A 647-nucleotide genomic window follows, 5' to 3' on the forward strand; every position below is an offset into this window, starting at 1 on the left:
GGCCTACGTCAACGGCGGCGGGCTCAACCTGCGCTGGTTCCGCGACGAGTTTTCCCAACTCGAGAAGGCGATCTGCGAACTGGACGACGAAAGCGTCTACCAGCGCCTCGGCCGCATGGCCGAGAAGGCGCCGCCGGGCGCCGACCGCCTGCTGTTCCTGCCGCATCTGGGCGGGCGCGTCTGTCCCAACAACACGTCCATGCGGGGCGCCTTCATCGGCCTGAACTGGGCCCACAAGCGCAAGCACCTCTACCGCGCCATTCTGGAGGGCATCGGCTACGAGTACCGGGCCTACCTCAAGAGCGTCGAGGCGCTGGTGCCGGGCTTCCATGCCAGTCATGTGATCGGCATCGGGGGCGGGGCGCGCAGCCAGGTGTTCAAGCAGGTGAAGGCCGACATCCTCGGCCTGCCCTACCGCACGCTGGACCGCGAGGAATTCGGCACGCTGGGCGCCGCGCTCGTGGCCGGCAAGGCCGTGGGCCTCTTCGGCGACCTGGCCGCCGCGTCGCAGCAGATGAACCGGACCAAGGGCGATCCGATAGAGCCCAACGCCGCGCTGAAGCCGCTTTACGACGACATGGCCGAGGCCTACCTCGACATGCTCGCGAGCAACCAGAGCGTATTCGACAAGCTCGCCCGCGCGGGCA

General features: G+C 68.2%; 1 protein-coding gene. It reads left to right on the forward strand.

Annotated features, from left to right (window positions below; all coding sequences use genetic code 11):
* The coding region (locus AC1DTN_RS38105) for an FGGY-family carbohydrate kinase (RefSeq protein ID WP_477925340.1) at positions 1-647 on the forward strand (647 nt) is incomplete at both ends.

The sequence above is a fragment of the Rhizobium sp. 01T444 genome (assembly GCF_056398305.1).